This window comes from Legionella steigerwaltii, from assembly GCF_001468065.1.
GTDB classification, from domain to species: Bacteria; Pseudomonadota; Gammaproteobacteria; order Legionellales; family Legionellaceae; genus Legionella; species Legionella steigerwaltii.
The window spans coordinates 1-318 of the sequence record NZ_LNYZ01000034.1 but is presented as its reverse complement, the minus strand read 5'-3'; the positions used below and the strand labels follow the sequence as shown (position 1 = coordinate 318).

The following is a 318-nucleotide window of genomic DNA, read 5'->3' as shown; positions in this document are numbered from 1 at the left end:
TTTTTATGTATCGAAGTTTTGAAAAGGTATTTGAAGAGGATGTTGGAACAGTTGATAAGCCGAATCTGAAAATTGGGAAACCGCCGCAACAAGTTAATATACAAAGTTTTATCCAGTTTCATTTTGGAGGTATTCTTGAAAAAAGGTATATTCAGCAGGAATTATCCGGGGAACAAAAAATCTATGAAAAAGAAAAAAATTTATCTGATTTTAAAGTACAACCAAGTGGCTATAATATGAGCAAAGAACAACAGTTTTGTTTCAAATACAAAAACGATAACAGTCAAGATATAGTTTTTATGTATCGAAGTTTTGAAA

At 30.2% G+C, this 318-nt stretch carries 1 protein-coding gene; it reads left to right on the top strand.

The annotated features are described in order from the left end of the window. Nucleotides 1-318 (top strand): hypothetical protein (locus Lstg_RS17815; protein ID WP_162264085.1); only part of this gene is annotated, 318 nt, incomplete at both ends.